Here is a 26,161-nt window from a genome sequence, read left to right as displayed (position 1 = left end):
GAATTTAGAATGGAGGGAGAGATGAGTTTTTGTTATAAATTAGATAAAGATAAGCTTGATGACTTTACAAGCTATTTGGATTCTATTAAGGATGTTGATGGTTGTGTAATGCCAGCTCTTCAGAAGTGTCAAAACGTTTTCTCATATATTCCAGAGCCTGTAGTAGATTTAATGGCTCTTAAGTTAAATGTTCCATCCAGCGAAATATACGGGGTGGCTACATTTTACTCACATTTTTCTCTTAAACCTAAGGGAGAGCATGATATCTGCGTCTGTCTGGGTACGGCTTGCTATGTCAATGGCTCTGATAAGATTCTAAAATCTTTGGCAGAAGAGCTAGGGGTAGAAGTAGGCGATACGACTGAAGATGGAAAGATTTCCCTAAGTGAGGCAAGGTGTGTAGGTGAATGTGGATCTGCACCAGTTGTTATGATAGACGGAGAAGATTTTGTAGAAAAGGTCGACCCATCTCAGGTTCACAATATTATACATAAAGTTAGAAAGGCTGATTTATGAATAAGAAAGAATTATTAGATCTCAAAGAAAAGTCTCTAGCAGAGCTTAGGGAAAAAATAGACTATAGCAAAATCTATGAAGATGATAAAGGTGATTTTAAGCTTAAGGGAGATTTCTTTGAAAATCAAAAAAGACTAGTGCTTAAAAACTGTGGTATAATCGATCCATCATCAATCGAAGATTACATAGGATTGGATGGATATAAGGCTCTTTATAAGGCTATTTTTGAATTAGATAGAAAAGAGATAATTGATATAGTAAAAGATTCTGGTCTTAGGGGAAGAGGCGGAGCAGGTTTTCCTACTGGAAGAAAATGGGAAGCGGCTTTCCTTCAAGATACTGATATTAAATACATAATATGCAATGCAGACGAAGGAGATCCCGGAGCTTTTATGGATAGGTCAGTCCTTGAACTAGACCCACACTCAGTACTCGAGGCTATGGCCATATGTGCGAGGGCCATAGGTTCAAATAAAGGATTTATATATGTTAGGGCTGAATATCCAAAGGCGGTTAGAGCTCTTGAAATAGCAATTGATCAGGCTAAAAAATATAATCTTTTAGGAGATAATATATTAGGATCAGATTTTTCTTTTGATATAGAGCTAAGACTTGGAGCAGGTGCTTTTGTTTGTGGTGAGGGAACTGCACTAATGGAGTCAATAGAAGGAAGGCGAGGCATGCCTCGTAACAAGGAATACAGGACGACTGTAAGAGGGCTATGGGGTAAGCCTACTGTAATAAATAATGTAGAAACTTTCGCCAATATCGCCCAAATTATTAATAAGGGCTCAGCTTGGTTTAGGTCCTTTGGAACAGAAAAATCTCCAGGTACTAAAGTCTTCGCCCTATCCGGCAAGGTTAAAAATGCAGGTCTTGTCGAAGTGGAGATGGGAACTAGCATAGATCAAATAGTTTATGATATAGGAAAAGGTATTCAGAATGATAAGGATGCTAAAGCAGTACAGACTGGAGGTCCTTCTGGAGGTTGTATACCTAAAAGGCTCTTCGATACAGCTTGTGATTTCGAATCACTGGGAGCTATAGGTTCCATAATGGGATCAGGCGGCATGGTAGTTATGGATGAGGATGACTGCATGGTTGATGTTGCTAGGTTTTTCCTAGAATTTTCTGTAGACGAGTCATGTGGTAAATGTACTCCTTGTAGAATTGGCAATAAGAGATTATTTGAAATGCTCGATGATATTACTAAAGGTAAAGCTAATCATGAAACACTCGATAAGCTAGAAGAATTATCAGAAATAGTATCCGAAGCTTCACTTTGCGGACTTGGCAAATCTAGTCCTAACCCGATTATTTCTACAATGAGATATTTTTATGATGAATATGAGGCCCATGTAAATGAAAATAAAACTTGTCCATCCAAAAGATGTATTAGCCTTTTAAATTATACCATAGGAGAAGATTGTATAGGATGTGGTAAGTGTAAGAGACTATGCCCTAATGAGGCTATAGCTGGAGAAGCTCGCAAAAAACATGAAATAAATCAAGACAAATGTATTAAATGTGGCCAGTGTAAAGATAATTGCCCAATAAATGCTATAGCTTTGGCCTAGGAGGTTTGTATGCTTAAGTTAAAGATAAATAATAGAGAAGTAGAAGTTAATGAAGGATCTACAATCCTAGAAGCTGCAAGTATTTTAAATATCAAAATTCCAACCTTATGTCATATGGATCTTCACGATATAAAGTTTGTAAATAAGCTTGCTTCCTGCAGGGTATGTTTAGTAGAAGATATAGACAAGGATAAATTAATTCCTTCATGTGCTACTTTCGTCAAAGAAGGAATGAATATTAGAACGGATAGCAAAAGAGTGATCAGGGCGAGAAGAGCTATTGTCGAGCTACTCTTATCAGATCATCCATCCGATTGCCTGAAATGTGCCAAAAACCTGGACTGTACTCTCCAAGAGCTCGCCTGTGACTTAAATATTAGAGAGATAAGATACAGAGGAGAGATGAGGAGTCTACCAATTGATGATAATTCATATTCACTAATTAGAGATCCAAACAAGTGCATTCTTTGTAGAAGATGTGAGACTATGTGTAACGAGGTTCAAACCGTTGGAGCTCTTGCAGAAGTTGGAAGGGGTTTTTATACTCATGTTGGATCAACCTTCAATAGGTCCATGTTTGAGACGACTTGTACCTTTTGTGGCCAATGTCTATCAGTATGTCCTACAGGGGCTCTTACAGAAAAGTCAAATATACCAGAAGTCTGGAGGGCCCTTTCATCTGACAAACATGTAATAGTACAAGTTGCACCAGCAGTTAGGGTTGCCCTGGGTGAGATGTTTGGTATTAGAGTAGGAACTAATGTCGAAGGAAAAATCGTAACAGCTTTAAGGAGACTAGGATTTGATAGGGTATTTGATACGAATTTTGCGGCAGACCTTACAATAATGGAAGAAGCAAACGAGTTTGTAGATAGACTAAAGGGAAAAGGAGAGCTTCCAATTCTTACATCTTGTTGTCCAGGTTGGGTTAATTTCATGGAACAACAGTTTTCTGACATGATCGATATACCTTCCACATGCAAGTCCCCTCATGAGATGTTTGGAGCAATTGCTAAGTCCTACTATGCTGAAAAAGAAGGAATTAATCCAGAAGATATAGTTGTAGTATCTGTTATGCCTTGTATTTCTAAGAAATATGAAGCTAAAAGAGATGAGCTAGAAAATGAAGGCTACTCTGATGTTGATACAGTAATTACGACAAGGGAGTTAGCAGAGATGATTAAGGAAGTTGGAATTGACTTTGCTTCTTTGGAAGATAGTGATTTCGATAACCCTATGGGAGAGTCTACAGGAGCTGGTGACATATTTGGTACGAGTGGTGGAGTAATCGAAGCTACAGTACGTACGGCCTATAATATAATTACAGAAAAAGACTTAGAAAAAGTTGAGTTTTATGATTTAAGAGGTCTTAGAGGAATAAAATACGCTACAGTTGATATAGAGGGAAGAGAAATTAAGATTGCGGTTGCCAATGGTTTGGGAAATACGAGAAGACTTCTAGAAAAATTAAAGAATAAAGAAATATCCCTAGACGCTATCGAGGTAATGGCTTGTCCAGGAGGTTGTATCGGTGGAGGAGGTCAACCTTATCATCATGGAGATATTTCTATCTTAAAAAAAAGATCAGAAGGTCTCTACAAATTGGATGAATCCAAAAAGCTTAGAAAATCTTATGAGAATCCTTATATTAAAGACCTCTATGATGAATACTTGAAAGAGCCTGGTTCAGAGAAAGCACATAATCTTCTTCATACATCATACAAGGCATCTCCAAAATTATAAGATTATACAAGTATTATTGGGGTAGATATGTAAGGATAGAGTTTATATAGAAGAAAGGATTATTATGAGAAAAGAAATTAAAAGAGAATGGGATTTTGAACTATTCTTCAAACCAGATTGTCCATTTTGCCTAAAGGTTCTTAATTATTTTAAGAAAAATGATATAATAAAATTCCCTTCATATAACATAGAAGATGTTGTTTCAGGATATGAAAATCAAGATAAATTATATGAAGTAGGCGGCAAGGTCCAAGTTCCTTGTATGGTAATAGATGGCAAGGCCATGTATGAATCAGATGATATTATAGCCTATGCCAAGGAAAACTTCCTAGAAAAAGCCAAAGAAAATAAGGCTAAGAGAGAAGAAAATAAGTAAAAGAATTTAATCTTATAAATAAATCGTTCCATTCTTAGAATTTGACTCTTTGGGGGGCTTCTGAGCCCTCTACCTGTCGGAAACTTCATCTAAGCTATGGAACGATTTTTAAATTAACTATTTATTTGATTCTTCTATTTTAACTTTTTTGCTAGATATTTTCTTATTATCAATTGCCCTAATTGCCTTAAAGGCTTCAGGCTTTTCTATATCTATAAAACTATAGGTTTTTTGAATCCTGATTTGGCCTATTTTATCCTTTGGGACTTTGGCCATTCTTGCTAGGGCCTTTATTATCTTATCCTTGGTGAAATTATCAATCTTACCCCTGTTCATGAAGAGAGTTGTCATTTCCTTGTCGTATTTCTTTTTAGTTTTATTATTTGACTTACTCTTAGATTTCTTCTCCGATTTAAGGTCAATTCCTTCAAGCTTTTCGTGGTTATTATTAATATCTAGCTTATCTTTAAGTAAGACCTGGCAGATCATAAATGGATCATAGCCTTTTTCCATAAGTCTTATTAGTATATCTTTTTCTCTACTGAGGTCTTCATTTTTATCAAGCTTAGATGAAATATCTTCTATAAGACGAAGGTCGCTTTGCCTATCCATTTGGACAAGGGTTGGGACGGGCATCTGTTTTATATTGGCCTTGGTATAATTTTCGATTTGCCTTAGCCTATTATTATCACGACCTGAGATTAGGGAAAAGCTTAGACCGCTTTTGCCAGCTCTGGCTGTTCTTCCAATCCTGTGGACATAGTATTCGTCAAGCTGAGGTAGGTCATAGTTAAAGACAATATCTACATCATCCACATCAAGACCACGAGCAGCTATATCTGTCGCTACAAGGATTTGGATGGTTTTATTTCTAAACTTCTTCATGACTTGGTCACGACTACTTTGTTTGAGATCTCCATGAAGGCCGTCTACTAGGTAGTTTTTCTTGGTGAGACTTTCTACAAGCCTGTCGACTTTTCTCTTGGTATTACAAAATACGATAGCAAGATTTGCCTTATGGATTTCTAGAAGTCGCATCAAGGCTTCTTCCTTCATAGATTCTTTAAGTTTAATATAATATTGGTCGATCCTATCAACAGTTACTTCTTTAGATTTTATTTTGACTTCGTAGGGATTAGTTTGATAAAGCTTAGAAAATTCTTGGATTTCAGGTCCCATAGTTGCTGAAAAGAAACAAGTCTGTCTATTGGGATTTGTCCTATCAAGGATGAATTTCATATCATCCCTAAAGCCCATATCAAACATTTCGTCAGCCTCATCCAAGACAACTGTTTTAAGTTGGTCGAGCTTTAAGACCTTTCTTCTCATAAGATCCATCAGTCTTCCAGGAGTACCAACTACAATTTCTACTCCTTTTTTTAGGCTCTTGATTTGCCTTACTATATGACTTCCACCATAGACAGAAAGGATTTTGATTTCTTTCTTGTATTTATAAAGCTTTTCGATTTCTTTTGATACTTGTATACAAAGCTCTCTTGTTGGACAGAGGATGAGGGCTTGAGTTATTCCATTTGCTTCGATATTTTCTATAATTGGTATGGCGAAGGCCGCAGTTTTCCCGCTTCCTGTTTGAGATTTTCCTATTAGATCATTCCCTTCCAAAAGGTGGGGGATAGACTCTTCTTGGATGGGACTTGGCTTTTCGTAGCCTAAATCATCAATTGCCCTTAAAATTTCATTTCCTATATTTAATTCATTAAATTTCATTTATTATCCTTTTCTATATATTACAAACAAAAAAGCAGTCGTCATCAGACAACTGCCAAATACTATTTATATTATCCTTCTTTATTCTTAATTATCAATCCAATTTATTAAATTTATAGGAAGATATTTTCTCTTTTATATCATCTAGACTGGTTTCTTCATTAATAGATAGACTAATTTCTAGAGCTGATTCTACTAGGGGACTTCCGGCAATTAGGACTTTCTCTTTCAAGTCTTCGTCAAGCATAGAATAAGCTGTTTCGACATTCATCATAGATGATCCCATGTCGAAGAAAACTACAAGACCTTCTGGGGCAAGCTCGTTCATCTTAGCGAAAATCTCTTCAAAATTCGATCCTAAATTTCCCTCGTCATCACCACCAGAATACTCAATTCTTACGTCTGTTGTCATTTGACCTATGATATCACTTAAGCCCTTGGCCAAGTCCTTGCTGTGGCTTGCTATTAATATATTAATCATGACATCCTCCGAAGGCTTTTTTGATTATTAAATAAGAGCTATAGGCACCTGGGTCGATGTGACCGATAGATCTTTCCCCTACGTAGGAAGCTCTTCCCTTTAGGGCCTTGATTTCTTTGGTGTAGGTCATTTTCTCTTCAGCGATTTTTACTACATCATCAAGGTCCTTTCCTTCCTTAAGGGCGTTAGAAACTGGCTCTAGGACATCTACCATAGTTTTATCACCAACTTGGGCCTTTCCTCTTTTTTTGACAGCAGCAACTCCTTCGTCGAAGGCCTGGTTTAGTTCATCTCTAGTCAAATCTTCCTTGCCATCGAGTGCTTTAGCAAAGCTCATGAAAAATGATCCGTAGAGGGGACCACTCGCTCCTCCTACCTTAGATAAGAGATTCATAGCAATCTTATTGAAAAAATCCTTGAGGCTTGAATATTCCTTATCTAGATCAGCTTTTATAGCCTTAAATCCCTTGGCCATATTGTAACCATGGTCTGCATCTCCTATGCTCCTATCCAGATCGGTTAGGTATTCTTCATTTGCTATTATTTCATCTGATATTTCTGTAAATAAAACTTTTAACTTATCTATATTCATTATCTTCTTCCTACCTTAACTTCTCTATCGAGATATTTAACAATTTGATCATCTACAGCAAAGAGTGTGAGTGAAAATCCTGCCATGTCCATACTTGTCATGTAGTTGCCAACGTAAGTTCTATTGATTTCTATAGAATTTTCCTTTAGATAATCAGTAACGAAATTATTTACTAGATATAGTTCCATTTCTGTAGTTTGACCCATGCCATTTACCATTAGGGCGTAATCTTTCTTGTCCTCAGGTATTTCTTTGAGGAGTCTATCGACCATTTCCTTGGCCATAGCGTCAGCACTTTGGATTTTTTCTTTCTTGATTCCTTCTTCTCCGTGGATTCCAATACCCATTTCGATTTCGTCTTCTTCTAGGCTAAAGCTTTCCTTGCCGTCATTTGGATTGGTACAAGGTTTTGTAGCAAGGCCTATGGTTTTGATATTTTGAACAATCTCTTCTGCCTTTGCTTTTATTTCATCAAGGCTCTTTCCTTCTTCAGCCATAGCTCCAAGAACCTTATGGACGAAAATAGTTCCAGCAACTCCACGTCTGTCCTCATAGTTTTCTATAGCTATATCATCTCTTACAATTATAGAATCGACTTTGATATCTTGCATTTCTGCCATTTCTTGGGCAATCTCAAAGTTCATTACATCGCCTTGGTAGTTTTTGATGACCATAAATACGCCACTACCGCTGTCAGCTTTCTCTATTGCCTTTAAGATTTGATCTGGGGTAGGGGAGGTGAAGATACTACCACATATAGCACAATCGAGCATACCTTCTCCGACATAGCCTGCGTGGGCTGGCTCGTGGCCGCTTCCTCCACCAGAGATTATTCCGACCTTGCCTTTTTTAGAAGGTCCCTTTCTTGCGACAACTGTACTATCGTCAAGTCTTTCTAGAATCTTGTCATTAGCTTTTACCAAGCCATCGATCATTTGATCAATTATCAAATCTACGTCGTTGATGATTTTCTTCATAATATTCTCCTTGTTTTTCTTTTACCTAAAGATCTATCTACAAGATAGATACCCATTTATTTAAAATTGAAAATTATAAGGGAAACTTAGTTTTCTAAAACTTCTATTGCGCATTTGAGTCCATCAAGGGCGGAGGAGACGATACCTCCCGCATATCCTGCTCCTTCACCGATCGGTCTTAGATTCTTATATTTAGTTGAATAATTTTCTCTAACGATTCTTACTGGGGAGGATGTCCTAGTTTCAACACCTGTTAGGATTGCATCTGGATTTTTAAAGCCAGCTAGTCTCTTGTCAAAAACTTCAAGGGCCTCTTTGATAGCAGAATTAATCTTATCTGGATAGATTTCATTTAGGTTAGCAAGCTTATATCCTGTCATTATACTAGGCTTAATTGGTCCAATCTCAGTAGTTGGTCTATTTTCATAGAAGTCTTCTAACCTTTGAACTGGCGCCTTGTTGTCTGCTCCTCCGAGAAGAAAGGCCTTTTTCTCAATTTCTCTTTGAAAATCTATTCCAGAAAGATTGCCTGGGCCTAGGATTTCCTCATTTACAGTACATACTATAGCCGCGTTTGCATTTGTATTTGACCTATCATGATAGCTCATGCCATTTACGCAAAGCTCATTCTCTTCACTTGAGCCGTTTACTACAAATCCTCCTGGACACATGCAAAAGCTATATACAGAAGTATTTTTTTCCTTGTTGGTGTAGTTTAGTTGGTAGCTTGCCTGAGGGAGTCTTTCATCTTTGATCTTGTATTGGCTTAGATTTATATGATCTTGTAGGTGCTCAATCCTAAAGCCAACTGCAAAAGGTTTTTGTACAATTTCTATATATTTATCGAGCATGATAAAGCTATTTCTAGCGGAGTTGCCTAGGGCTAGGATGTATTCATCCGCCTCGTAAGAATCTTTGTCGGTAATTAGACTTGCGATTTTCGAATCTTTTATTTCCAGATCTATAAATTTCTCTCCAAAATGAAAGCTTCCTCCCATAGCTTCGATTTTCTTTCTAATATTTATAATTACTTTTCTTAGAATATCAGTTCCTACATGAGGGAGATGGTCGTAGAGGATATCTTCAGGAGCTCCATTTTCTACAAAGATTTTAAATATTTCCCTACTTCTCTTATCTTTGGACCTAGAAGTAAGTTTACCATCAGAAAATGTTCCAGCACCACCTTCTCCAAATTGGATATTAGATCTTGGATTAAGATTTCCGCCATTATTAAAGCTATCAATAGTCTTTACTCTTTCTTCGATTTTTTCGCCTTGTTCGATTATGGTAACTTTGACTCCTCTTTTAGCTAAAGTGTAGGCAGCGAAAAGTCCAGCAGGACCTGCTCCAACTATGATAGCAGATTTAACCTTGTTCTTATTCTCTATTTCTAGCTTTTCTTCCTTGTATTCACTGATATTATGCTTAAGCTTTTTGTAGATTTTAGGACTTACTTCGGTATCAATTAGTACTTGGTAGACATAATACACACCACGTCTTGCATCTATTGATTTTTTGTAAATCTCAAATGAATCTATTTTTCTATTTATAGTTTTTTCTATTTCTCTTTTTATATCTTCATAGCCCTTGTCAAAGGGAACTTTTATATTTCTTAGAAGTAACATATATCCTCCATTTTTAATTATTGTACCAGAAATAAAAACTTAGAGGAATTTAATTTTTAAAGTAGAATGTATATGAAGATTTTGAAAAAATATTTAAAGGATTTATTATGTGGTTAATTTTATCGATTCTTTCGGCCTTTTTTGCAGCAGTAACATCAATACTGGCTAAAATCGGGATCGAAAATGTCAATTCGAATCTTGCTACTGCTATTAGGACCCTAGTCGTAGTTGGAATGAGCTGGTTTATAGTTTTTATTACTAATGCCCAAAGTGGTATTCATGATATATCTCATAAATCTTGGCTCTTTCTGATTCTTTCAGGACTTGCTACAGGATTTTCTTGGCTTTGCTATTATGCTGCTATTAAGAACGGTGAGGTGGCCAAGGTTACTGCAATAGATAAGACAAGTGTTCTTATAACCTTTGCTCTGGCCTTTATATTTTTAGGGGAAGAATTTAGCAGAAAATCCATCATAGGTGCAATACTCATAGGTATTGGAAGTCTTGTCATGGTTATCTAGGGGCTTAGGCCTCTTTTTTATTTGTTAATTTTATGTATAATAATATTAAGAAGTAAAGGAGATTTTATGGCTGATAAGAATTCGACCCATGCAATCGAAAGAATTAGAAATATTTATAAAAATTTAGAAAAAACAATTGACTCTGTTCCAGATCCTATGAGAGATAAGCTTAGAAAAATTATCCTAAATGATGAAGAGCTTAAAAGGGTCATGGATGATATGGAAAATTATAGACCACCTAGGATTTTCCTCATGGGGAGGACTGGAGTAGGGAAAAGCTCTCTAATAAATGCTATTAATGGAAGATACCTCGCTCCTGTAAATGATGTCTACTCTCAAACCGAAGCCTGCGATATGTATGATTATGAGGAAAATGGCGAAGTTCTGATGCAGATTTTAGATACTAGGGGAACCTCCGAGTCTCTTGCCCTAGATGAGAAAGTATCAGCAGAAGATAAGATAAAAAAAGAAGTAAAAGACTTTATGCCTGATGTGACAATCTTTATGCTAAATGCTAGTCATAGGGATGATGTCTTAACAGATGTAAAGTTCGTTAAAAGTATATGTGAAGATTATAAAAAGACAAACGGAGTAGACTTGCCAGTAATAGTTGCCATAAATAAGGTGGATGAACTCGCTCCATCAAGGATCAAAGACCCAAAGGAATATCCTATAAGCAAGAGTAAAAATATTAGTGAAGTTGTTAAATATTATGGCAAAATCATAGAAGAAGGAGAGCTTGAGGTTAAGGAAATAATCCCTGTTTCTTCCTTGATTGATTGGATGCTTGAGGATGAATTTATAGATGTCGATTCTATAAATGATCTTCCTCAATCTAGACTAAGTGATCTTGAAATTCAATTTGATGGGAGATTCGGTATTGATAATCTAATCGATGCTTTAGAAGAGTCTATAAGTGATTATGATGCCATAGTTGGTTTAAGACTTGCTTGTAGGATGAATAAGGTCCTAGCAAATCTCAGTGATAAGTTTATAAACATGTTTTCAGGCTTTGCTGCAACTGTCGCCATGGTCCCAATACCCATAGCTGATATTTATCCTCTGATAGGTCTACAAATCGCCCTAGTAAGCCTAATAGCAAGTCTTTCTGGTAGGACTATTAGCAAGGAAACAGCCAAGGAATTCCTCTTATCCCTAGGGGGAGTGGGTCTTGCTGGAAATCTCTTTAGACTAGGATCCCAACAATTATCTAAGCTTTTAAATCTAATCCTTCCGACTGCTGGAAATGCAGTAAGTGCTACGGTGGCTGCTATGGGTACCAAGGCAATTGGTGAGGCAAGTAAGAGCTACTATATAGAAGGCATCGATTTATCCAAGGTCAAGAAGGATTATAAAGATAGGGTTAAGGATATTAAGAAAAAAGATAAGGAAAGAGAATAAGATATTTGCCTAAGGGGATGAACTTTCTCTTAGGTTTTTCTTTTTTACTTTATAAAATATTAGTTCTATATTATAATAAAATAAAGTAAGAAAAGAGGTGGACTTATGGAGAGGCAAATGTCTTTAGTAATTGATTTTATAGAAGATAGAAGAGAGAGCCTTCATATTTGTAAGGATAACAAAAAAGTCGATATGACTATAGAAGAAATATTTGATCATGGAAAATACGATTCGATTTTGGCTGTTACTTACTCAATCTCTACTACTTTCCTTAACAAATATATTAAGGACTTCGCCAAGGTAGAGATTGTGGTTGGAATAAATGAAGATAAGGTCCAACAATCTGCTAATCTTTTTGCCAAAAATCTTAAGGCACAGATCAAGGAAGTCCTTAAAAACACAAGCATAAAGACCTATCAAGGTCTTGATATGGATATGAAAAGAAGGCTAGAAGAAAAATCATTTGAAGTAAAAGTTCCTTTTGGAGCAAGTATTCACTCTAAGTTTTACCTTCTAGAAAATAAGGAAAGTGGTCACAATAGGATAATCCTAGGATCTTGTAATCTATCGGAGATGGCTTTTCAAAAGACTACAAGCCAATACGAGAATATTATAATATATGATGATAGTGAGCTTTTTGGTATTTATAAGGATTATTATGAGTCTTTAGCAGATATTACAACTAACTACTTCCCAAAAGAGCTAATGTTAACTAACAAGAAGAAGCTAGAAAATATTAAAGATAGGGACTCGGTAATTGTCTTAACTAACGAAGAAGTAGAAAAGATTAAGAAAAGTCAAGCAATAGAGTTAATCCTAAAAGTAGAAGACTTTAAGGCAAATTCTACTATTCCAGCTGACGCCATAGGACAGATTAAGGACATGGATGAGGATAAGAAGGCCCTTGATGATGAGAAGATTAGAGAAAATAACTTGGATAATCAAGCCTATATGCTCGTTCGTGAATCGGTAAATAATAGGACTAAAGAGCCTACAATCAAGAAGTCACCAGCTATTAAAAAGCTTGTCAACGAGACAATTAAGACTATCAAGGTAAATGCTGATATAGATTCAGATGAAAGAGCTCTCTTATTCTCAAAGCCAGAGACTAGAAATATAGGAAAAGAAAATAGTGGTCTCCTAGTTAAAAGTGAGCTTACAAATGAATTTATTCCTTTTGGAGAAAATAAAGATATAGAAGAAATAAGAAAGGCCCTAATCCTGCTTGATGAATTTATACATACATTTGAATCCTTTGTCCATAAATATGATGATAAGTACGGGCAGAGGATAATGGAAGCAATATTTTATGCTTTCACAGGACCATTTCTCTATGAGATTAAGACACTAGCTAGAACTAGCGAAGAGAGAAATGATATTCCCCAATTTCTCTTTATTGGAGGAACTGCTGGAAGCGGTAAGTCTTCTCTAATAAAAATGATAAACAAGATGCTTGGACTAAGCGATAAGGCTTATTATAATTTCTCAGAGCTTGCAAGCGGAGCCCAGGCCAAGGCCAATAGGGTCAAGGTAATCGAAGGCCGGGCTAGGGAAGATAATGTATATCCGATTATAATAGATGAATTTTCCATAGAATTTTTCTCAAAAGCAAACTATGGTCGTGATTTAATATTAAATACGACAAATAGTCAAGTTGAAATTGTAAGTCCATTTCCTGTAACTATAGGAACGACCAATGCCGATGGATACACACTTCCTCCTGAAGCAAGGAGAAGGTCTTATTATTTAAAAATTGACAAGAAATTTGACGATAAATATAAGAAAGATTCTCCTTTAGTATACAAGGATATTTATGAAAAAATGAATAATGACTTGTTTACAGATTTTTCTCTAAAAATGGCAGATAGACTTGATAATAGTGATGAATATGAATGGAATCACTTTGCCGATGGAGCAGGTAAGGTTGACTTTTTGTATCAGACAAGAGAGGTTTTTAGAGAATATTATAAGTCCTGTGGCATGCCTCTACCAAGGTATTTTCCTACTAGAAGGTACACGGATGATTTTGAATCCAACCAGGAAAAATGGAGAAAGCTATATAAGAGGGCAGGGGAGAAGGAATTTGTCTTCGATATGGAAACGGGATCGCTCTTCTTTAATACAGCGACTATTGATGAGAACAAAGGAAATTATGAAAAGCCATCAGAAGTCTACAAGCAGGCCCTAGATCAAAGTGTCCTTGTAGGAACAATAGGAGGGCTTGATATAGAACTAGATGCCAAGGCCTTTTTCGAATGGATCGATGTAAGAAATCCCTACATAGAAGAGTATAAGAAATACTTAAGAGATTTCTACTATAATAAGGATAAGAAAATTAGGAAAGAAAATGGGAAAATAATATTTCCTCTAGAAAAGACTTCGAAAGATAGGGATATAATAAGGCAAAGCTTGACTTATATGACAAAAGATGCACTTGTAGATGAAAGTGATTATGAACTGCAATTTGATGAAGACAAGCTCCTTAAATGGCTAGATATAGATCAAAGCAATATCCTATCTAAGTTTTTGGACAAGTTTAAATAAAATTAAGGAAAAGAATAAGTGATGGAATATTTTTTTAGACACAGTGAAGATCTTAAGACCAATATTAATATGCCTTTGGTTTGGGGGATTTTGCTGATTTATTTGATATTGATTTATAAATTAAGACATAGAAGAAAGATCCTTCCTATACAGTTAGTGAGTTTATCTATAATAGAAATAGCTTTATTTATTTGGTACTATGAGGATAAGCTTTTATTTATAAGAGAAGGCCTCCCTCTTTATCATTGTAGAATAGCGGCTTTTATGATGGCTATTAGCTATTTTCGCAAAGATTATAAATTAAGTAATTACTTTGCCTGGCTTGGAATAATAGGTACACTAATAGCCTTTAGCTTCCCAGATCCTTCAAAATATCTTTGGCCACATATAACAAACCTAACCTATGTGCTTGCTCATAGCTTATCTCTAGGGTCTGCTCTTATGATTCTTACAAATCAGAGAAGAAAACTCGATCTTAAGTTTATTGGTAAGATAAGTCTAGCAATGAATCTTGTGATTTATCTTGTAAATAAAATTGCATCGGCAAATTATGGTTACTTAAACCACTTACCAGATTCGTTTCCTATAAACTTCCCTAGTCCAGTCTTATATCTTGGCATAAGTTTGGGAATGATTTTTCTAATATATGAACTTAATAAAATTAATTTGAAGAAGCTTTTGACAATTAAAAATTAGAAAATATAATATCATCGAACAATGTTCGATAGCTGAAAGGATCTCTTATGGTAGCAAATAATGGCTCTAAGTCTAATATTATGAAAGTCTGTAGGCAAATAGTAGCTGAAGAAGGAATAGCGGGGCTAAATATGAGAAAGGTTGCGAAGCGAACGAATCTTGCTATAGGATCGATTTACTATTATTTTCCCTCCAAAGATGAACTTTTGATAGCTAGCATCGAAAGTGTCTGGGATGATATATTTAACCTTGATCAAGTTGATTTAAGAAAAATAAAATTAAGCGAATATATTTCTTTAACCTATACAAATATAAAAAAAGGAATGGAGAAATATCCTAACTTTTTAAACATTCATTCAATGAGTTTTTCGTCTAGTAAAGATAAGAAAGCAAGACTTGTTATGGATGATTTCCTTAATGAACTAAGAGGAAATATTATTGAGATTTTGGCAAATGATTGTGATATAAGAGAAGATGTCTTTGATGAGAATTTTACCCAGGAAGACTTTGCTGATTTTATTATCATAAATATAATAAGCCTTTGGTTAAGCCAGAAATCAGCTGACTTTACGATTAAGATGATAGAGAAACTTTTATATTGACCGACGAGGGAGTCGGTTTTTATATAAGAATAACCGAACGATGTTCGAATGCATCTGTGATAAATTTTTTAAAAAAGGAGAATATCATGAAAAAATATATAAACATGGCAATTTTTTACGCTGTCCTTGCTATGCTTGTGGGAGTTTTTTACAGAGAATTTACAAAATATATGAGTTTTGAGGGATCTACGAGCCTGCTTAGGCTTCATCCACATTTATTTATCCTTGGAATGATGATGTATTTACTAATATATCTAATATCACTATCATTAAATTTCTATGAAAATAATAAAATAGATAAGCATTTGAAATTCTATAATATTGGATTGATATTAAGCGCAGTAATGATGTTTGTTAGGGGATTTACTGAAGTTTTAGCAAAGGATTTGAGTAATGGACAAGAGGCAATGATTTCAGGGGTGGCTGGTTTGGGTCATATAATTTTGGGAGTGTCCTTGATCTTGATTCTTCTAGATATTAAAAAACTAAATCGCATATAAGATGGATACTCTTTTAAAACAAATCAGATTGATTATAAGTAATTGAATAATTTCCATAGGAAACTTAATTACTTCTAGTATACAAAACTAAAAAGCTCTAGGAAAAGATTAGCCATCAATGTTAAACTGGAATTAGAGTACTTATGTATATAATGGGAATTATTAAAACAAAGTTAATGAAACTTTAAATTTATTAATAAATTTATAGTAAATGTTTAATATTTTCTTTCTTTATGATACAATAATTAAAAGAAGTAATTGGAGGTATTCTATGAGAAAGAAATTTACTAAGTTTATAAAAATGATTTTACTAATTATTTTGCTGATACTTGGATATTTTATAGTTAGAGATAATTTTCTTACCAAGAAAACTATAGCAGTAGTGCATAATCATCAAAACATCAACCATATAAAAATCGCCCTAGATGACAACAGAATAGATACCAACGATGTCGATACAAGTAGGATGGATACAGAAATGTGTAAGAGGAAGGTAGAAAGAGCTGATGGGGTGATTTTTGCTGGAGGGAACGACTTTGATCCGGATATTTATGGAGGTGATAGGTCCCTTGTCGAGGAATACAGCAGGGAAGATGATGAAAAGAGTCTTGCTATATTAGATTATGCAATAGGACTAGAAAAGCCTATTTTGGGTATCTGCAGGGGTATGCAACTTATTAATATCTATTATGGTGGAAGTCTCTATGATGATTTGGAGAAACAATTTTCTAAAGAAATAATTCATAGAGGAAGTGACAAGACCCTTACTTATCATGAGATTAACATAAATGAAGGTTCAAGACTATCTAAAATAGTTGGATCTGATAGGATTGAGGTAAATTCCTACCATCACGAGGGAATAAAGGATTTGGCAGAAGGCTTAAGTGTGAGTGCTACAAGCGATGATGGCCTAATAGAGGCAATAGAAAATCCATATTACTCTTACATGCTAGGAGTGCAGTGGCATCCAGAGCTTTCTTATGAAAATGATAAATACTCTAAAAAAATCCTAAAAGATTTTGTAAAACATTCAAATGCGGGTAAGAATTAACTATGAACTATGTAAATGACTATGAAAAAAATGGCAAAATTAGAAAATATAAGAAATATATCTTAATGAGCAAGTCTCCCAGAAGGAGGGACTTGCTTAGTTTTCTTAAGCCAGAAATTGCCTCTATAAGAATCGATGAAAGAGCTATAGAAGAAAAATATATGGAAAAGTACAAGGACTGTGACTTTATAGAAAGAGCCGGCAAGACCTGCGCTGAGATTGCCAAGGCTAAATCCGATGTAGATTTAGTCAAAGATTGCCTTTATATATCGTCTGATACTATGGTTATCCTGGATGATAAAATATATGGTAAGCCTAGAAACATGGCCGAGGCGAGGGATATGTTTATGTCATATTTTGGCAAAAGTCACTTTGTAATAACTGGAGTCTGCTTAAGGAGCAAAAATTATTTGGATGTTTTTTACTCTATAGCCGAAGTTAGATTTACCGATTACTATAAGGAGATGGATGAAATAATTGATGGATATTTAATAGAAGAAAATGTTATGGATAAGGCTGGGGCCTATGGGATCCAAGACCTAGATCCAAGGCTAATTTCCTATATAAATGGAGACATAAATACTATAATTGGCCTTCCTGTGAGTGAAGTTAGTAGAAGAATTTTAGGAGAGTAAAATTGATAAAATATGTTTTGTGGGACATTGATGGAACTTTATTAAACTTTCACCTAGCTGAAGAAAATGCCATTAGGGCTTGCTTCGATCAGTATGGTTTGGGTGATTTATCGGATGATAGGTTAGGAGTTTATAGAAAGATTAATAATAAATACTGGAAGGCCCTAGAAAGGGGAGAAATCACTAGAATTGAGGTACTAGAAGGAAGATTTAGAGAATTTTTTGAAAAATACGGTTATAATACCGAAATTGTCAGTGACTTTAATATATCCTTCCAGGAAAATTTGGGCAAGACCTATGTTTTTAATGACGAGGCCTACGAAACTCTTAGCAAACTTTCAGGAAAATATAAGCAATACGCAGCAACCAATGGATCTGCCATAGCCCAAGAAGGAAAGCTTAAAGGAGCAGGACTAGATTCTATTTTTGAGGACGTATTTATATCAGAAAAAATAGGATTTGAAAAACCGAATATTGAGTTCTTTGACTATATATTCGATACTGTTGGGTCTAGAGAAAAGTCCGAATATGTGATAATAGGAGATTCCTTGACCTCTGATATAAGAGGAGGAAACAATTCTGGGATAAAGACGATATGGTTTAATCCTGATAGACTAGAAAGAGAAAAAGATATTGATTTCGACTATGAAGTAAATAGCTTAGAAGAAGTGCTCGATATATTGTAGGTTACTATGGAAGAGAAAATAATAAAAGATAAATTATTGGAAAATTTCCTAAAATATGTATCTATTTCTAGCCAATCGAATGAAGAAAATAAAGACATACCCTCTAGCAAGGGCCAGCTAGTTCTAGCTAAGAAACTTGCCAAAGAATTAGAAGAGCTCGGAGCTAATAACATTAGGATAAATGAGTATGGAGTTTTGCAAGCTGTAATTGAAGCCAAAGGAGTTGATGAAAAAAAGGCTCCAAAAATCGGATGGGTATGCCATCTAGATACAGTTGATGTCGGCCTAAGTCCCGATATAAATCCTAGAATCGAAAAATCCTACGATGGGACAGATATTGTTCTAGATTCAAGTGAAAATATTGTCCTTAGTCCAAATGAAGAAAAAAGCTTAGCTAATTACCTAGGTGATGATTTGATAGTCACAGATGGAAAGTCTGTTCTAGGAGCTGACAACAAGGCGGCCATAGCAAATGTTATTACAGCCCTTTGGTATATTAGGGAAAACCCATCGATAAAGCATGGGAAAATCTATTTAGCCTTTGTTCCTGATGAGGAAATTGGCCTAAGAGGAGTACGCAAGATTGACTTCGATAATTTTGATGTCGACTTTGCTTACACTATTGATTGTTGTGGGCTTGGGGAGCTCGTATATGAAACCTTTAATGCAGCAAGTGGGAATCTCAAAATAAAGGGCCTTAGCGCACATCCCATGTCTTCTAAAAATAAACTCGTAAATCCAATAATGATAGCCCATGATTTTATATCTATGCTTGATAGGAGTAAGATGCCCGAGCATACAGAAGGAAGGGAAGGTTACATTTGGATCACAGATATTAAATCTGATGTAATTAATTGTGAGGTCAAATTCAACATAAGAGATCATGACAAGAAAAAATTTCTCAATAAAAAGGCTTATCTAATGAAAATCACTGATCTACTTAGCGAAAGATACAATAAGGCAAAAATTGAAATTGAGATAGAAGATACTTACGCTAATATTTTAGATAGTGTAAATGAAGATAATTACCTTGCTATTGAAAAACTAAAGAAAGCTTTCGAAAAACTTGCTATTAGACCTAAAATAATCCCTATGAGGGGTGGGACCGATGGGTCTTATTTATCTACGAGGAATATCTTAACCCCAAATTATTTCACCGGAGCTCATAACTTTCATTCAAACAAGGAATTTATCCCTATGGATTCTTTCTATAAGTCTTTCCTAGTGACTTTAGAACTTATGAGCATATAGGGATCTTATAGCTTTATTTATAAAAAAAGGTATATTAAATAGGCAATTCATAATATTTATAAGGAGGAAATATGGATAAAAGTGGGCCCAATCTGAGGCTTAATTAAATAAGGCTAGTTGAGGTTTACTTATTCATGCCTCGATTAGTTAGTCTAATGGAGGTAAAAATGACAGATAAAAATTATGATGTAGAAAGGCTTAACAGGACCCAAGAGATGATTAACAGGATGGATCCTGTTGATATAGCCGATAAACTTGAAATTTTGCCAGAAAAGGATGTAGCGATTTGGATTAAGCTACTTAAAAAGGACCTTTTGGCAGATGCATTTACTGAACTAAAACCTGAAAACAAGGCGAGAATTGTAAATATTCTATCAGAAGAGAAGATAAAAGACCTGGTAAGAGATTTGGATGAGGATGAGCTTGTAGATACCCTACAGGAGCTACCTGCAAATATCACCAAGAAACTTATGACCTTCCACATAGATAAGGATAGGAGAAAGGTCGTCAATGAGCTTTTAGGCTATCCAAAAGAGTCAGTCGGTTCTATCATGACAGTTAACTTCTTGTCAGTGAAGGAAAATATTAGTCCAAAACAAGCTCTCGAAAAGATAATGGAATCAGATCTAGATGCAGAAAAGCTTGAGCAGATATGGCTAACCAACAACTCACTAGTTCTTATGGGTTTTGTCTACATAGCAGATCTTATAAGATATCAAGATAAGTCCCTAAAGGATTTAGCCAATAGTATAAATGCAACAGTTAATCCTAACGATGACCAAGAAGTTGTAGCTAAACTTTCCTACAAATACGATTTAGGAGAGGTGCCAGTAGTCGATTCTGAAAATAGACTAATCGGTATCGTGCCAGCAGAAGACGTAATCGATGTAGCACACGAAGAGTTCCAAGAAGATATGTCAAATATAACAGGTATTTCTGATAACTCTGATTCTTACCTAGTTGAATCAAGCTTTAAAATTGCAAAAACAAGGACTACATGGCTTATAATATGCTTACTCACAGCGACTATGACAGGTTTTATAATCCACAGATATGAAAATCTACTTGCAAGTGCGGTTGCCCTAACAGCCTATATACCAATGCTTATGGATTCTGGCGGTAATGCAGGAAGCCAGGCTTCAACGACAGTAATCACATCCCTTTATAGAGGAGATATAGGATTTAAAGATTTTTTTAAGGTGATTATGAAAGAAGCAAGCATTGGTCTAATAACTGGTGTTATCTTAGTAATCATTAACTTTATAAGGCTAATGATTTTAGACCAAGCACAAATTGGTGTCAATCTTACAGTCTCTATAACCCTTTTGCTAACAATAATATTTTCCAAAGTCATGGGTGGAGTATTGCCGCTAATAGCAGATAAATTTAATATAGATCCTACGGTAATGGCAGGACCACTCATTACAACAATAGTTGATACACTTGTACTTCTAATATATTTTGAAGTTGCATCATTATTATTAGGACTTTAGCTTAAGCTTAATGTTATCCTCAATCAGTAAAATGATTGAGGTTTTTTTATTATATAGTTATATTCATGAATGTATTTGTAGTGTTATTATTTATTTTCAGATTATTTAGATTTATTTAATTGACTCTAATGATTATGTGAGAAATATATAAGGTATAGTTTTATAAGAGGTAGTTATGAAAAAGGGAATGATTAAATTAAATGATGGGACCGAAATTTTCTATAAAGAGTTAGGAGCTGGCGAAAATTTGTTTCTACTCCACGGAAATGGTGGAGACTCGTCCTACTTTGAATACAATATTGGAGCTCTTTCTAGAAGATTTCACCTATATCTTATAGATTTTAGGGACCACGGGAGAAGTGATAATGCCAGAGACAAATTAACCTTCGATCTTATGGCAAGTGACCTCAAGGAGATTTTTGACAAACTTTCTATAAAGAAGGCAAATGTTTTAGGATTTTCTGATGGAGCAAATCTTGCCCTTTTATTTACAATTAGATATCCTGCTCTAGTAGAGAAATTAATTTTAAATGCTCCCAACATAAGATTTAGTGGAACTAGGCTTTTAAGTAGAATAATTAGCCTTGGAGAGAATATTTTTTGGAATATATTGCCCTTTTTTAAAAGAAATAAGAGAGTTGCTGCCTTACTTTTGAAAGATTTAAGATTAAATAAGACGGACCTAGGAGATATTAAAAGTGAGGTTTTGATAATAGTTGGATCTTTCGATCTGATAAGGCTTGATCATGTAAAAAATATTTCTGAATCAATCGATCGTTCAAGGCTTGTCATAGTAAAAAAAGCAGGCCATAAGCTAGCGAGATCCCATCCCTATTTATTTAATAAACTTGTAGTAGAATTTATGGAGGGAAATAATGAACAAATTAGTAAATAAAAAGAAAGCTACGATATTTTTATCCTTGGTCTTACTTGCTCTTATTGCTTTTATAGTAGGAAAGGCAAGTAAAGATCATTATGTTAATGGCTTCCTTCTTGTCTTTGCCATACTTTCATTTACTGGAATAGGATTTCTATCTAAAGACTTTCTTAGGAAAATTAAAGAAAAATATGGTGACTTTGCCCTAAGAGTAATTAAAGAGCTTATACAGAAAATAAATAGTATATTTATAATTCTATATGGAATATATATTATACTTTCAGTAATTTCTTTGGAGAATTTCTATAATATAGGCAATGTAAGCAAGGACTTATCGGCTATAGAGCTTGTTTTGCTTACCGTATACTTGCTTTTAGGATATTTATTCTTAATTGCAGGAAGATTGTCCATAGATAAACAAAAGAAATCAATAAATCTTCTTATGCTTACTGGTCTTTGTCATATTTTCTTTCTAATTGCAATTGGTGAAAATGTGGTATCAATCCTACCTGTACTTATCCTAATGGGTCTTGGATTTTATACCAGAAAGTTTTTGTTTAAGGAGAGATTCATCTATAGTTGGGAAGAGAAGACTGTAGATTGTGTACTCTTTCTCGTAGGATTTTTCTTCTATATTTTAAATATAAATAGGAATAAAAACTACAGCTTGCCCATGAGCCTTATATACACCCTACTTATCCTTCTTATCTTTATCCTACTTACTAAGCTAATATTTTCTTATATGAAAAAAGGAGGAGAGGAACTTTACGAGACAAATATAGACGATTTAGACTTATTGATTGATAAATATGGGTCAAGTCAATCCCTAGCCTCTGGACTATCTTTCTTAAATGATAAATATATATACTATTATAGGGACAAGGACGGAGAACAAACTGTGGCCTTTCAATATCAAATCATAAATAACAAGGCAATAGTCATGGGCGAGCCTTTTGGGAAAGAAGCGGATATTGCTTTAGCGCTCTTTGCTTTTAACGAAGTATGCCAAAAGTCAGGACTTAATCCTATATTTTATGAAGTGGGCGAGAGATTCACCCTAAGCCTGCACGATTATGGATATGATTTTATGAAATTTGGGGAAAATGCCATGGTTAATCTGACAGACTTTTCCCTAAAAGGAAGAAAGAAATCCACCGAGAGAAATATTCTAAACAGATTTGCTAAAGAAGGCTATAAATTTAAGCTTGTATCTTATCCCTATACTAATGAATTCCTAGATAAGTTAGAAGAAATATCAAATTCCTGGCTGAAGGATAAAAGAGAGAAGGGCTTTTCCTTGGGATTTTTTGATAGAGCTTATCTAAGAAGAGCGGAAATAGCAATTGTTTTGGATAAAAACGACGAAATAACCGCATTTACAAATATTATGCCAAACAAGAATCCAGAAGTCCTTACTATAGATTTGATGCGTTATGATCAAGATAAAAATGTTAATTCTATGATGGATTTTCTATTTCTTAATCTATTTATCTATGGTCAGGAAAACTCCTACAAGTATTTTAATCTTGGAATGGCACCCCTATCAAACGTCGGTCTTATGAAATCAGCCTACCTATCTGAAAGAATGGCTTATCTTGTTTATAAGCATGGTAGTAGATTCTATTCATTTAAGGGCCTTAGAAATTACAAGCAAAAGTACGCGAGTATTTGGCTTCCTAAATATATGGCCTATGCCAAGGGAAATTGGCTTTTGTACTCACTATTAGCCGTAGCCTTGATTGATAAGAAAACTTCAAAAAATAATAAATAATCTTTTGCAGGGAGAATTTTAAAGTATAATAATTATATCCTAGTAAAAGAATAGGGTATATAAAGGAGTTTTTATGAAAGATAGTAAGATAATTTTAATTGGAGATGGAGCAGTTGGCTCCTCCTTTGCTTATGCTTCTACAATATTGGGCATAGGTAGAGAACTCGGAATAATTGATATAAATGAAGACAAGGCTTATGGCGACGCTATGGACTTATCTGATGCTTTAAGTTTTTCTAAGCCAAAGTCAATCTATAAGGCAGACTATAAGGATTGCAAGGATGCCGAAGTTGTTGTAATAACAGCAGGGATACCACAAAAGGATGGGGAGACAAGGCTTGATCTAGTAGAGAAAAACCTATCTATTTTTAAAGACATGGTAGGAAAAGTTGTAGAATCTGGTTTTGATGGCATCTTTCTAGTAGCAAGTAACCCAGTAGATATTCTAACATATGCAACATGGAAATTCTCAGGCTTTCCTGCAAACAAGGTAATAGGAACAGGGACAACCCTCGATTCTTCTAGATTTAAGAAAGAGATTGCTCAACTTATAGGCATAGATCCTAGAAGTGTCGATGCCTTTGTCCTAGGTGAGCACGGAGATAGCGAATTTGCAGTTTGGTCTCACACAAATATCGGTGGTCTACCAATTTATGAATGGGTTAAGGCAAACAGCGAAGTTGATGAGTTAGCTCTCCTCGATACTTTTGAAAAAACAAAAAATGCTGCCTATGAAATTATAAAAAAGAAGGGTGCAACATTTTATGGAATAGGCATGGCTCTGGCAAGAATTGTTGAATCAATTATTAATGATGAGAACTCAGTATTTTCTACATCTTCATATCTTGATGGAGAATACGGACTAAAGGATATTTATATAGGAGTTCCTACTGTTATTGGAAAAGATGGTGTAAAATGGGTTATAGAAGTGCCATTGACTGATACAGAAAATGAAAGAATGCAAAAATCAGCACAAACCCTTAAAAATATAATAGATAAGTCATTCTAAATTGGATAAAAAGAAGCGGGTTAAATATCTCGTTTCTTTTTTTGCTTAGATAAATACGATTTTAAAATAGTAAAACGTAATCCCTTATATGTATCATAAAATTGCTTTTAATAATCAGAATCATTAGAGATTTTAGAGGGGATAATTTAGTGAAATAAAGTTGACATGAAAACGTATATTTGATATTATAAAGATGATCATATGATCAATTTTCATTTAGGAGGAAGAAATGAAAAAATTAGGTTTACTGCCAAGGCTAATCATAGCCATCATTTTAGGTATTCTAATCGGTCTATTTGGACCAGCAGTTCTTGTTAGAATATTAATTACCTTTAATGGACTATTTGGCAACTTCCTAAACTTTGTTATTCCTTTAATCATCATGGGATTTGTTATCCCAGGTATAGCAGATTTAGGAAATGATGCAGGTAAGACACTAGCTATTACTGCTGGAATAGCATATCTATCAACAGTAATATTCGGTACGGCTACATATTTCACAGGAAGCGCTATATTACCACACTTCATAGATCCAGGTACAATGAACTTTAACCCTGACCAAAACACAGGTAGAGTCCTAGAACCTTTCTTTGAATCACCAATGGATCCTATATTTAGTGTAACAACCGCACTTATTATGTCATTCATACTTGGTGTAGGTATTGCTGCAGTTAAGGGAGAATTCCTTAAAAAAGCAGTACACGAGTTTTCTGATATTATTACAAAATTAATTTCAAACATAGTAATTCCTTTATTGCCTATCCACATTGCTGGTATTTTTGCTAATTTGGCATATCAAGGAACAGTAGCAAAAGTATTATCAGTTTTCTCAAAAGTATTTATAATGGTAATTATACTTCACTGGTTGACTATTTTGATCCAATACACAATAGCAAGCTCTATGGGTGGAGGTAATCCATTTGAGAAAATCAAAAATATCTTCCCAGCTTATATGACAGCAATTGGAACCCAATCATCAGCAGCAACAATTCCTGTAACATTAAGACAAACCTACAAAATGGGTGTTAACAAGGGTATAGCAGACTTCGTTATTCCACTTTGTGCGACAATCCACTTATCAGGTTCAACCATAACGCTTACATCTTGTGCTATGTCTATACTCATGCTACAAGGTGGAGATGTTACCTTAGCTCACATATTCCCATTCATATTAATGCTTGGTGTGACTATGGTTGCAGCACCTGGAGTACCTGGAGGAGCAGTAATGGCAGCTCTTGGTATCTTACAATCTATGCTTGGATTTACTGAACCTATGACAGCCCTAATCATTGCTTTGTATGTTGCCCAAGATTCTTTTGGTACAGCTTGCAATATCTCTGGTGACGGTGCTATAGCATGTATAGTAAACAAAATTAGTGGATTCAAATTAGACCCACAAGCTAATGAAGCTTATATTGATGAATTAGTTAAATAAAAAGAAAAAGTTAAAATAGGACTCTTTTGAGTTCTATTTTTCCGCTTATATACATTTCTTTAACGTATTACATA

The 26,161-nt window shown here is 34.8% G+C and carries 24 protein-coding genes; 19 read left to right on the top strand and 5 right to left on the bottom strand.

Annotation, left to right across the window (positions count from 1 at the left end):
- Positions 1-21 precede the first annotated feature (21 nt).
- From APRE_RS05545 to APRE_RS05530, 4 genes are all read left to right on the top strand, one after another.
- On the top strand, positions 22-516 hold the full coding sequence (locus APRE_RS05545) for an NADH-quinone oxidoreductase subunit NuoE family protein (RefSeq protein ID WP_015778017.1): 495 nt from the start codon (positions 22-24) through the stop codon (positions 514-516).
- Positions 513-2,093, top strand: coding sequence for an NADH-ubiquinone oxidoreductase-F iron-sulfur binding region domain-containing protein (locus tag APRE_RS05540; RefSeq protein WP_015778016.1), 1,581 nt, complete (start codon positions 513-515; stop codon positions 2,091-2,093). Before APRE_RS05545 ends, APRE_RS05540 begins: the two co-directional genes overlap by 4 nt.
- A 9-nt stretch (positions 2,094-2,102) precedes the next feature.
- Positions 2,103-3,836: an NADH-dependent [FeFe] hydrogenase, group A6 gene (locus APRE_RS05535; protein ID WP_015778015.1), complete on the top strand. Its 1,734-nt coding sequence runs from the start codon at positions 2,103-2,105 to the stop codon at positions 3,834-3,836.
- Positions 3,837-3,900: 64 nt separating this feature from the next.
- A complete protein-coding gene (locus APRE_RS05530) occupies positions 3,901-4,212 on the top strand; it encodes a glutaredoxin family protein (RefSeq protein WP_015778014.1) in 312 nt (103 codons plus the stop codon).
- Positions 4,213-4,329: 117 nt separating this feature from the next.
- Here the strand turns inward: APRE_RS05530 and APRE_RS05525 are convergent, their stop codons facing one another.
- The 5 genes from APRE_RS05525 to APRE_RS05505 form a co-directional block, all read right to left on the bottom strand.
- Positions 4,330-5,940, bottom strand: a complete 1,611-nt coding sequence (locus tag APRE_RS05525; protein WP_015778013.1) for a DEAD/DEAH box helicase — start codon at positions 5,938-5,940, stop codon at positions 4,330-4,332.
- Positions 5,941-6,034: 94 nt separating this feature from the next.
- Positions 6,035-6,421 carry a dihydroxyacetone kinase phosphoryl donor subunit DhaM gene (gene dhaM / locus APRE_RS05520; RefSeq protein WP_015778012.1) on the bottom strand — a complete coding sequence of 129 codons (387 nt, stop codon included), beginning with the start codon at positions 6,419-6,421 and terminating at the stop codon, positions 6,035-6,037.
- Positions 6,414-7,013, bottom strand: a complete 600-nt coding sequence (gene dhaL, locus APRE_RS05515) for a dihydroxyacetone kinase subunit DhaL (protein ID WP_015778011.1) — start codon at positions 7,011-7,013, stop codon at positions 6,414-6,416. Before dhaL ends, dhaM begins: the two co-directional genes overlap by 8 nt.
- A complete protein-coding gene (gene dhaK, locus APRE_RS05510; protein ID WP_015778010.1) occupies positions 7,013-7,990 on the bottom strand; it encodes a dihydroxyacetone kinase subunit DhaK in 978 nt (325 codons plus the stop codon). Before dhaK ends, dhaL begins: the two co-directional genes overlap by 1 nt.
- A gap of 86 nt (positions 7,991-8,076) precedes the next feature.
- The gene (locus APRE_RS05505) at positions 8,077-9,615 is read right to left on the bottom strand and encodes an NAD(P)/FAD-dependent oxidoreductase (protein ID WP_015778009.1); all 1,539 of its coding nucleotides are present in this window, start codon (positions 9,613-9,615) and stop codon (positions 8,077-8,079) included.
- Between the two features lie 107 nt (positions 9,616-9,722).
- Between APRE_RS05505 and APRE_RS05500 the strand changes: the two genes are divergently transcribed.
- The 15 genes from APRE_RS05500 to APRE_RS05430 all read left to right on the top strand — a co-directional run bounded on the left by APRE_RS05500 (position 9,723) and on the right by APRE_RS05430 (position 26,087).
- Positions 9,723-10,136, top strand: a complete 414-nt coding sequence (locus APRE_RS05500) for an EamA family transporter (RefSeq protein WP_015778008.1) — start codon at positions 9,723-9,725, stop codon at positions 10,134-10,136.
- A 66-nt stretch (positions 10,137-10,202) separates the two neighbouring features.
- Positions 10,203-11,537: a GTPase gene (locus APRE_RS05495; RefSeq protein ID WP_015778007.1), complete on the top strand. Its 1,335-nt coding sequence runs from the start codon at positions 10,203-10,205 to the stop codon at positions 11,535-11,537.
- Positions 11,538-11,654: 117 nt separating this feature from the next.
- Complete coding sequence (locus APRE_RS05490) at positions 11,655-14,081, top strand: phospholipase D family protein (RefSeq protein WP_169302048.1); 2,427 nt, start codon at positions 11,655-11,657, stop codon at positions 14,079-14,081.
- 21 nt (positions 14,082-14,102) lie between these two features.
- On the top strand, positions 14,103-14,777 hold the full coding sequence (locus APRE_RS05485; RefSeq protein WP_015778005.1) for a YwaF family protein: 675 nt from the start codon (positions 14,103-14,105) through the stop codon (positions 14,775-14,777).
- A 47-nt stretch (positions 14,778-14,824) separates the two neighbouring features.
- Positions 14,825-15,379 (top strand): TetR/AcrR family transcriptional regulator, encoded by a 555-nt coding sequence (locus tag APRE_RS05480; protein WP_015778004.1) that lies wholly within the window; start codon positions 14,825-14,827, stop codon positions 15,377-15,379.
- A gap of 86 nt (positions 15,380-15,465) precedes the next feature.
- Complete coding sequence (locus tag APRE_RS05475; RefSeq protein ID WP_015778003.1) at positions 15,466-15,879, top strand: DUF2871 domain-containing protein; 414 nt, start codon at positions 15,466-15,468, stop codon at positions 15,877-15,879.
- A gap of 271 nt (positions 15,880-16,150) precedes the next feature.
- A complete protein-coding gene (locus tag APRE_RS05470) occupies positions 16,151-16,930 on the top strand; it encodes a gamma-glutamyl-gamma-aminobutyrate hydrolase family protein (protein WP_015778002.1) in 780 nt (259 codons plus the stop codon).
- Between the two features lie 2 nt (positions 16,931-16,932).
- Positions 16,933-17,565: a Maf family protein gene (locus tag APRE_RS05465; RefSeq protein WP_015778001.1), complete on the top strand. Its 633-nt coding sequence runs from the start codon at positions 16,933-16,935 to the stop codon at positions 17,563-17,565.
- Positions 17,566-17,567: 2 nt separating this feature from the next.
- Positions 17,568-18,251, top strand: coding sequence for a YjjG family noncanonical pyrimidine nucleotidase (locus APRE_RS05460; protein WP_015778000.1), 684 nt, complete (start codon positions 17,568-17,570; stop codon positions 18,249-18,251).
- Positions 18,252-18,257: 6 nt separating this feature from the next.
- Positions 18,258-19,502: a peptidase T gene (pepT, locus tag APRE_RS05455; RefSeq protein WP_015777999.1), complete on the top strand. Its 1,245-nt coding sequence runs from the start codon at positions 18,258-18,260 to the stop codon at positions 19,500-19,502.
- 167 nt (positions 19,503-19,669) lie between these two features.
- A complete protein-coding gene (gene mgtE, locus APRE_RS05450; protein WP_015777998.1) occupies positions 19,670-20,995 on the top strand; it encodes a magnesium transporter in 1,326 nt (441 codons plus the stop codon).
- 175 nt (positions 20,996-21,170) lie between these two features.
- Positions 21,171-21,890: an alpha/beta fold hydrolase gene (locus APRE_RS05445; RefSeq protein ID WP_015777997.1), complete on the top strand. Its 720-nt coding sequence runs from the start codon at positions 21,171-21,173 to the stop codon at positions 21,888-21,890.
- Positions 21,871-23,643 carry a phosphatidylglycerol lysyltransferase domain-containing protein gene (locus tag APRE_RS05440; protein WP_015777996.1) on the top strand — a complete coding sequence of 591 codons (1,773 nt, stop codon included), beginning with the start codon at positions 21,871-21,873 and terminating at the stop codon, positions 23,641-23,643. Before APRE_RS05445 ends, APRE_RS05440 begins: the two co-directional genes overlap by 20 nt.
- Positions 23,644-23,716: 73 nt before the next feature.
- Positions 23,717-24,652: an L-lactate dehydrogenase gene (locus tag APRE_RS05435; protein WP_015777995.1), complete on the top strand. Its 936-nt coding sequence runs from the start codon at positions 23,717-23,719 to the stop codon at positions 24,650-24,652.
- Between the two features lie 229 nt (positions 24,653-24,881).
- Positions 24,882-26,087, top strand: coding sequence for a dicarboxylate/amino acid:cation symporter (locus APRE_RS05430; protein WP_015777994.1), 1,206 nt, complete (start codon positions 24,882-24,884; stop codon positions 26,085-26,087).
- The last annotated feature ends 74 nt before the right edge of the window (positions 26,088-26,161 follow it).

This window comes from Anaerococcus prevotii DSM 20548, assembly GCF_000024105.1.
GTDB lineage: Bacteria > Bacillota > Clostridia > Tissierellales > Peptoniphilaceae > Anaerococcus > Anaerococcus prevotii.
The sequence above is the reverse complement of the archived record's forward strand: the minus strand, read 5'-3'. Positions and strand labels throughout refer to the sequence as shown.